Here is an 8,463-nt window from a genome sequence, read left to right on the forward strand (position 1 = left end):
GCAGGTCGATACGGTTGGTGATGTTGGTACCGGCCTTGCGGAAGTTGTAGTCACCGTCGTTGTTGTTCGGCGTGCCCAGCATCCGCTTGTCCGCGCTCTCGGTGCGCACGCCATAGTTGTACTTCACGGTGTTGTCGAAACGTACCGACCAGTCCGGGTTGCCGGTGTCGACCTCGAAGGCCTGCACCCCGACCGGCACGCCCATCCCGGCGGCGATGGCCGAGGCGAGCAGGCACCTGCGCAGGTCGAGGGTGTGATTCTTGTTGTTGTTCATGCGTTGCTCCGCTTTTTGTTGTTATGGAGATGCTGGTGTGCACCTCTCGGAAATAAAAAAGCGCGACTAAAAGGAGCCAAGCCGCGCATCACGCAAACAGACCAGGACAGCCTGCCAGGTAGTCCTCAGCGCTATTGCACCGGCAAGCGATTGGCAGGGAACCGTTCAGCCTCGGACCGGCACCAGGCAGGCTGCGGAAAGAGAAACGATCGGGATAAGCAAGCTCGGCGCCGGCTTCGTCAATCGAATTGGCGCCGAGAGTCGGACTCGGCTTAGCGGAAGGCGGTGAGATCCTGAGGTTCGATCCCGTTCGCCTCGCAGTAGTTGAGATAGCGCTGAAGCGCGGTTTTCCAGTTCTCGATGGCCATGACCTTGTCATTCTCGTCGACGAAGACGAGGTCTCCGGTCACGACAACCAGCGTCAGCACATATTCGGCATCGCCAGTGGCGACCACCTCCGGCTGGTGACTGGATGCAGCAGTCTCGTAGACGATGCTGCCCGGCCCGGCGACCCAGTCGTGCTCTTTGTACTTCCACTGACCTTCCATCGTGTACACGATGACGGTGCCGGAGTGATGGTGCTTCGGCAGTACCATGTCGATTGGGGCTTTCATCAGGGTGATGATCTCGCCGCGAATCGGGTCGAGCTTGAAGTACTTCAGAAATACGTTGTCTGCGTAGGGAGTGAAAGGAACCCAAGGCAGCGATTCGCCATGCATGACGGCGGTTTCAACTTGTTGGAAAAGCATGACTAATTCCTCTTTCGTTTATGCCAGAGACAGCTCCCGGCTGCCGGCGATGTGTGCGCACACCGGAACAGGGAGCTGGGCGGATTACATGAGGGGGGTGCCGGCTAACGTCGCGCGGAGCATCTTGCGCGGCGCGTTGCCGTAATCGGCTATTGCGTAGTGCTGACAAAGCAGGTTGTCCCACATCGCAACGGTATTGGGTCGCCACTTCAGGCGTACCTGATACTCCGGAATTGCCGCCTGTGAGGTCAGGTAGTGCAGCAGGTGATGGGCCTCGGGCAGGAAGTCCTGGCCGTAGCGAATGTCCTCAAAGTTGAAGTAATTCGAGAAGTGAGTCGTGAACGCCGAGTTGACGTACAGAACCTTTTCGCCCGTCTCTGGATGGGTAAGTACAACCGGGTGCTCGACCGCAGGGACCTTCTCGGCCATCGCGTGTCGCTCTTCGAGCGGCAACTGCGCGCCAAAGACTTGCTCGACACCGTGCTTGGCGTACAAACCGTCGATCCGCGCCTTGATGGCCTGCGGCAGCTTTTCGTAAGCCATAACCATGTTCGACCACATGGTGTCGCCGCCGGTCTCCGGCCCCATTTCGCAACGCAACACTGCACCGCGAGGCGGCGCCTTCTTGTAGGTGACATCGGCATGCCAGATGTTTTCGCGACTGGCTTTTTCGACGTAGTTCTTCGGTTTGCTCGGGTCGAGATTGCGATACAGCAGCAGCAGCTTGTCTGCCTCCGGATGGCTTGGCGCAAGGGGGTGGGCTTCCAGCTCGGCAAACTGCGCGGCGAAACTCTGCTGCTCCATCGGGCTGATATCCTGGTCGCGGAAGAACAGTACTTTGTGCTTCAGCCAAAGCGCACGAATTTCCGCGATCATGTCAGGGTCCCGGGCTGCGTCGGCCAGGCTGATGCTGCTGAGCTCGGCGCCGATGCTGGGCGTGCAAAGCTCGACCTTGATCGAATGCTGAAGGATCGAAGGGCGGACGATCGCCGGTGCCACGGGCTTGGATTGCGGACAACCGTCTAGAGAAGCAGTCGTTTTTGTCATTGAAATCTCCAGTCTCTGGATGTGCGCCGGCATGCATTGGCATATCCGACAGACTTAGACAGGATCAGCAGCGAGCCAATGGCACCGCTTCAGACCCTTGGAGAGAGACTAGGGATTAATGTCGCCCTGACTTTTGCAAGACGGGACAACATATTGGCATGTTGAGACAAAGAAGGCGGATGCGTGTTCGGCTTCCTCAACGCTTCTTGGCTGCGGGCGGCGCAATGTTGGAGACTCCCGCTGCCGTCCGCTCGCGATTCTGCGCGGCCCACTCCGACGGAGACATGCCGAACTGGCCGCGGAACCAGCGAGAAAATTCGGCGCCCGATGCGAAACCTAGCAAGCCAGCGACTTCGAAGAGCTTGCGCTTGCTGGTCGTGAGGTACTCCTCGGCAAGTTCGGAGCGGACCGCATTGACCACCGACATGCCACTCTCGCCGACTTCCGCCAGGCGCCGGCTGAGCGTGCGGCGATGCATTCCTAAGTGCTGGGCGATGCGCTCGACGGAACAGGTTCCGGTGGGCAGCAGGATTCTGATGACTTGCCGCGCCTGATCCAGGGGCTCATCGCCTGAGTCCACCAACTGCATATCCAGCCAGCGTTTCACCTCGCGATTGAGCTTGGGTGTGGCCGCGGCGATCGGCATGTCCACGTCGAGGCCTCGGCAGACGATGGCGTTGAACTCCTGCTCGAAGTCGAGTGCAGTTCCGAACACCCGGCGATGGACGTCGAGCCTGGCGGGCTGGCCATGGCTGAAGCAGATGGTCACCGGCTTGAAGGCTTCGCGCGCCAGCGCCCGAAAGGATCGGACAGCAATGCCTGTCGACATCTCGACCGCCTGACGCCAAAGTCCCTGGTGCTTCAGCTTCATGTCCACGTGCAGCAGCACCAGGTCTCCGGAGTTCTCCATCCACATTTGCACGCCTGCGTTGTGAATCTGCATGTAGTGCGCAGATGACTCCATCGCCGCGCGCAGGGTGGGCTCCTCGCGCATCACAAGGGCCAGCATGCCCAGGTCGGCCAGGCTTCGGCGCTCCGCCATCAGCAGGCCGAATGCTTCCTGGCCGGAAAGGCGTGCCGACTCTTCCAACAGCCAGCAGACCGGATCGATGCTGATCAGGAGATTCGGATCGTCAAGCACTCGAGCTGGCAATTTGGCCAGCCGCAACATCCGGAACGGGTCCAGCCCGACCGAGCGGGCAATGTACTCGTAATCGGTCAGACTGGCACTGCGAATCAGGTTGGACATGCAGCCACCTTTGTCCCACTTTGACAAGTTAGTGTCCTGAATAGCCAAGCCCAGCCGCTCCCTCCTCGTCAAGCTAATCCTTCCACAACAACAATTCGACGAGTCCTGCGATGAACTTGGAACATTCCCACGACCTGGCATTCAGGGACGTAGACGACCCGCACGCGTTCGCCCACCACTTCATCGACGTCAACGGCATCCGGATGCACTACGTCGAGGAGGGCCAGGGTCCCCTGGTCATCCTCCTGCATGGTTTCCCCTACCTCTGGTACATGTGGCGGCGACAGATCCCGGCCCTGGCATCGGCTGGTTTCCGGGTAGTCGTACCTGACCTGCGCGGTTTCGGCATGTCCGACAGCCCCAGTGGCATCGAGGCCTACGACATGAGCCAGGCAGTCGGCGACATCGTCGGCCTGATGCAAGCCCTGGGTGAAACCACCGCGATCGTCATCGGCCACGACCTCGGTGCCTGGGTGGCGCAGTCCTGCGCCATGCTGCGACCCGATCTGTTTCGCGCGCTCGTCATGCTTAACACGCCGGTGCCGCTGCGCGGCCGGATCAGGCCCACCGATGGCCTGCGGGCGATGGCCAAGGGCAAGGGCTACCACCACCTGTACTTCCAACAGGTGGAAAAGCCGGACCGTGAACTGGCCGCCGACACGCGCAAGACCTTGCGCAGCATCTACTACTCGGTCTCGGGCAGCGCGGTCGGCGCCGAGCGCTGGCGTCTGTTCATCGAGCCGGACGAGTCGATTCTGGATGCCTTCACCGACCCTGCAGAGTTCCCCTCCTGGTTGAGTCCCGAAGCGATCGACTACTACGTGAACGAATACACCCGCTCCGGCTTTACCGGGCCGCTGAACTACTACCGCTGCCGCGACCGCAACTGGGAAATTTCGGCCTTTCTCGATGGCGCGGTGGTGCGCCAGCCCAGCATGTTCATCGGTGGTGCCGCCGACCCGTCTCTCGAGCCGCCGGAGATTCGCGCGCTGCTTGACCAGCTCGATAGCTACCTGGTCGAACTGCACAAGAAGGTGCTGCTACCCGGCGTCGGCCACAGCGCAGCGGAAGAGAAGCCAGAACAAGTCAACGCGTTGCTGATCGAGTTCCTCGATCAACTGGACAACCACTAAGTCACTCCAGCGCTGGCCATGGACCACGGCATTTCTCATAAACACGAATACGAAGGTGTCCAACATGAACGGACTGATGCAGCAGCAATCGCTGCTTATCTCGACGCTCCTCACCCACGCCGAGCGCCACCATGGCGACCAGGAGATCGTCTCCCGCCGCGTTGAGGGAGATATTCACCGGCAGACCTATCGCGACCTCGGGCGGCGTGCCCGCCGCCTGGCCAATGCGCTAGCCGCGCTCGGCGTCGGCTTCGGCGACCGCGTCGCCACACTGGCCTGGAACGGCTACCGTCACCTGGAGCTGTACTACGCCGCATCTGGCTCCGGCGCCATTCTGCACACGCTGAATCCCCGCCTGCATGCGGACCAAGTGACCTGGATCGCCGATCACGCGGAAGACAGCGTCCTCTTCTTCGACCTGACCTTCCTGCCGCTGGTCGAATCCATCGCCTCCAGGGTCTCGACCATCACGCATTTTGTCCTCATGACGGATCGTGCGCACATGCCGGCGACTACCTCGATCCCCGACCTGCTCTGCTACGAAGACCTGCTCGACGGGCACGCCGAAGACTTCGTCTGGCCGAACTTTGACGAGAACAGTGCCTCGTCGCTGTGCTACACGTCCGGTACTACTGGCAATCCCAAGGGCGTGCTCTACAGCCACCGCTCGACGCTGCTGCATACCTACGCCGCCGCCCTTCCCGATACATTGAACTGCTCGGCCCGCGACACCATCCTGCCGGTGGTGCCGATGTTCCACGTCAATGCCTGGGGCCTGCCGTATGTAGCTTGCATGGTCGGCGCCAAGCTTGTGCTCCCCGGGCCAGCGCTCGACGGTGAATCGCTATACGAATTGTTCGAGGCGGAAAACGTCACTTTGTCCGCCGGCGTGCCCACTGTCTGGCAGGGCCTGCTGGCTTATGTCGAAGCAGCCGGCAAGACCTTCTCGACCATGCGCCGGACGGCAATCGGCGGCTCGGCCTGTCCTGCAGCCATGATGGCTGCCTTCCAGGACCACCATGACGTGCAGGTGCTGCATATCTGGGGCATGACCGAACTGAGCCCGCTCGGCACCTGTTGCATTCCCAAGGCCAGGCACCTTGCCATGGGCGCCTCCGAACGCCGCGCCCTACAGGCCAAGCAGGGCCGGGTCGTGTACGGCGTCGACATGAAGATTGTCGGCGAAGACGGCACCGAACTTCCCCACAACGGCAAGACCTCGGGCGAGCTGATGGTGCGCGGTCCCTGGATCATTGCCTCTTACTTCAAGAACGACGCGGGCGATCCGCTGGTGGACGGCTGGTTCCCGACTGGTGATGTCGCGACCATCGATGCCGACGGTTTCATGCAGATCACCGACCGCAGCAAGGATGTCATCAAGTCCGGCGGCGAGTGGATAGGGTCCATTGACCTGGAAAATATCGCGATGGCCCACCCGGCGGTTGCAATGGCGGCGTGTATCGGGGTCCGTCATCCGAAGTGGGATGAACGCCCGCTTTTGGTGGTGACCCGCAAGCCCGGCAGCGAACTCTCGCGCGACGAATTGCTGGGGTTCTACGAAGGCAAGATTGCCAGATGGTGGACCCCGGACGACGTGGTCTTCGTCGACAGCATCCCGCTCGGCGCGACCGGCAAGATGCTGAAAAACAAGCTCCGCGAGATGTTCCAGGACTACCGACTGCCGACCGCCTGAGTCCTGCCACCCGGAGGGCATCCTACGCTCGGGCAGGTCAACAGGTTCCCATGCGTGCCCGAGCCGTCATACAGGTCAGGGCCCGATCCACGGGTCCGACTTAAATCAAGGCTGCGCCACAACAACAAGACGCGCAGATTCGAGGAAATGCCATGGCTTTTCATCACGCCTATGCTGACGAGATTGAAACCTCGACCGTCAGCGCGACCCGGTTTTATGCCTGGGTCGTCTTCGCCCTGAGTTTCGGCCTGCTGATTTCCGACTACATGTCGCGGCAGGTGCTCAATGCGGTCTTTCCATTGCTCAAGTCCGAGTGGGCGCTGAGCGACTCCCAGCTCGGCCTGCTCAGCGGTATCGTCCCCCTGATGGTGGGCCTGCTGACCGTACCCTTGTCACTGCTGGCCGACCGCTGGGGTCGGGTCCGCAGCCTGGTCCTGATGGCCACGCTCTGGAGCGTGGCCACCCTGAGTTCCGGCCTTGCGCAGAATTTCCAGCACATGTTCCTCGCCAGGCTCCTGGTAGGTATCGGCGAGGCAGCCTACGGCAGCGTCGGCATCGCCGTAGTGCTCTCGGTCTTCCCCAAACACATGCGCGCCACGCTGACCGGCGCCTTCATGGCCGGCGGCATGTTCGGCTCCGTGCTGGGCATGGCCCTGGGTGGCATCCTTGCCGAGCACCTGGGCTGGCGCTGGTCCTTCGCCGGCATGGCATTCTTCGGTCTGGTGCTTGCCGCCATCTACCCGTTGGTGGTGAAGGAGAGCCGCCTTGGCCGTTGCGCCCACGCCGCCGCCGAATCCGCCGGGACCGGTGGCAAGAACCCGCTGCGCACGCTGTACTCCAGTCGCTCGGTGATCTGCGCCTATGTCGGCAGCGGCCTGCAGCTGTTCATCGGCGGGGCGTTGATGGTCTGGTTCCCCAGCTACCTGAACCGTTACTACCACATGGGCACCGATCAGGCTGGCGTGATCTCGGCCATCATCGTCCTCATCGGTGGCTCCGGCATGATCCTCTGCGGCATCCTCAGCGACCGCATGTGCCGCAATGCCCCGGACCGCAAGATCACCCTGGCCATCGCCTACTGCCTGATCAGTTGCGTGCTCCTGTCCCTGGCGTTCCGCATGGCGCCCGGCGTGCCGCAACTGGTGGTCATCGCCCTGGCCATGCTGGTAGCGACCGGCACCTCGGGCCCTGCCGGCGCCATGGTCGCCAACCTGACCCACTACTCGGTGCATGGCACGGCCTTTGCCGCCCTGGCCCTGGTCAATAACTTGCTCGGCCTGGCACCCGGGCCCTATGTCACGGGCGTACTGGCCGACAGCCTCGGCCTCGACCGGGCCTTCCAGTTGATTCCGCTGATCAGCGTGGCCGCGGCCCTGGTGTTCTGCTACGGCAAGCGCCACTACCACAAGGACATCCAGAAGCTCGCGCCGCTGACGACCAGCGAGGAGCATCAATGAAACCGCTGTTGGTCGAAGACCTTTGACTTCATCTGTCCCTGGTGCCTGATCGGCAAGCGCAACCTGGAGAAGGCCGTGCGTACGGCTCTCACAGAGCCGCCCGGAAGTGCAGGTGCGAATGCGCTGGCGTAGCGTGCAGCTGCTGCCCGACCTGCCGGCGCATGGCTGACGTGAAAGGCTTCGGTGTCGCCACCTACGCGATGGAGCTGGAGCAGGGCCGTTGTTTCATCGATCTGTCGCGGCCCCGGCCGCAGGAATCCCTCCCATGTACGCAACTGCAATAACCGCGCTGGGATCGCGCAGCCGGGCGCTGCTGCCCGGCGTGATCGTCAGCGCCATGGTCGCCGCGGCGGCCACCTTCCTTTCCGAGCACTACGGTGCCCCGGTGATGCTGTTCGCCCTGTTGCTGGGCCTCTCGGTGAATTTCCTCGCGGCCGACGGCGTGTGCAAGCCCGGCATCGAGTTCACCGCCCGCGAAGTACTGCGGGTCGGCGTGGCGCTGCTGGGCATCCGCATCACCCTGGAACAGATCGCGTCCCTCGGCTGGCAGCCAGTCGCCATGGTGGTGGCACTGGTGGTGGTCACCATCCTCGTGTCAGTCGCGGTGGCGCGTCTTCTTGGTTTCAACAGCCTGTTCGGCCTGCTCACCGGCGGCGCCACGGCCATCTGCGGTGCCTCCGCGGCCCTGGCCCTGGCGGCGGCGTTGCCCAGCCACCCGCAGAAGGAGCGCGCCACGCTGTTCACCGTGATCGGCGTATCGGCGCTGTCCACGCTGGCGATGATCCTCTACCCGATGATCGCCGAGGCCCTCGGCCTCTCGCCGCTGCACGCCGGCCTGTTCATCGGCGGCACCATCCATGA

General features: G+C 62.4%; 7 protein-coding genes and 2 pseudogenes. 5 read left to right on the forward strand and 4 right to left on the reverse strand.

Annotated elements, in window-relative coordinates; all coding sequences use genetic code 11:
• The 4 genes from ACFPU0_RS20745 to ACFPU0_RS20760 all read right to left on the reverse strand — a co-directional run.
• Positions 1-274, reverse strand: a 274-nt coding sequence (locus ACFPU0_RS20745; RefSeq protein ID WP_417715036.1) for a DUF1302 family protein, incomplete at its 3' end; no start/stop codon positions are given.
• A 272-nt stretch (positions 275-546) separates the two neighbouring features.
• The gene (locus tag ACFPU0_RS20750) at positions 547-1,023 is read right to left on the reverse strand and encodes a 2,4'-dihydroxyacetophenone dioxygenase family protein (RefSeq protein WP_377695168.1); all 477 of its coding nucleotides are present in this window, start codon (positions 1,021-1,023) and stop codon (positions 547-549) included.
• Positions 1,024-1,107: 84 nt separating this feature from the next.
• Positions 1,108-1,980 carry a TauD/TfdA dioxygenase family protein gene (locus tag ACFPU0_RS20755; protein ID WP_377695226.1) on the reverse strand — a complete coding sequence of 291 codons (873 nt, stop codon included), beginning with the start codon at positions 1,978-1,980 and terminating at the stop codon, positions 1,108-1,110.
• Positions 1,981-2,266: 286 nt separating this feature from the next.
• Positions 2,267-3,319 carry an AraC family transcriptional regulator gene (locus tag ACFPU0_RS20760; protein ID WP_377695169.1) on the reverse strand — a complete coding sequence of 351 codons (1,053 nt, stop codon included), beginning with the start codon at positions 3,317-3,319 and terminating at the stop codon, positions 2,267-2,269.
• 110 nt (positions 3,320-3,429) lie between these two features.
• Between ACFPU0_RS20760 and ACFPU0_RS20765 the strand changes: the two genes are divergently transcribed.
• From ACFPU0_RS20765 to ACFPU0_RS20785, 5 genes and pseudogenes are all read left to right on the forward strand, one after another.
• Positions 3,430-4,452 carry an alpha/beta fold hydrolase gene (locus ACFPU0_RS20765; protein ID WP_377695170.1) on the forward strand — a complete coding sequence of 341 codons (1,023 nt, stop codon included), beginning with the start codon at positions 3,430-3,432 and terminating at the stop codon, positions 4,450-4,452.
• Between the two features lie 64 nt (positions 4,453-4,516).
• Positions 4,517-6,145, forward strand: coding sequence for a 3-(methylthio)propionyl-CoA ligase (locus tag ACFPU0_RS20770; protein ID WP_377695171.1), 1,629 nt, complete (start codon positions 4,517-4,519; stop codon positions 6,143-6,145).
• Positions 6,146-6,297: 152 nt separating this feature from the next.
• A complete protein-coding gene (locus ACFPU0_RS20775) occupies positions 6,298-7,602 on the forward strand; it encodes an MFS transporter (RefSeq protein WP_377695172.1) in 1,305 nt (434 codons plus the stop codon).
• 30 nt (positions 7,603-7,632) lie between these two features.
• Positions 7,633-7,768: pseudogene (locus ACFPU0_RS20780) on the forward strand (DsbA family protein); the annotation flags it as partial.
• Between the two features lie 99 nt (positions 7,769-7,867).
• A pseudogene (locus tag ACFPU0_RS20785) lies at positions 7,868-8,463 on the forward strand (YeiH family protein); the annotation flags it as partial.

The sequence above is a fragment of the Pseudomonas sp. GCM10022186 genome (assembly GCF_042656385.1).
Classification (GTDB): Bacteria; Pseudomonadota; Gammaproteobacteria; order Pseudomonadales; family Pseudomonadaceae; genus Metapseudomonas.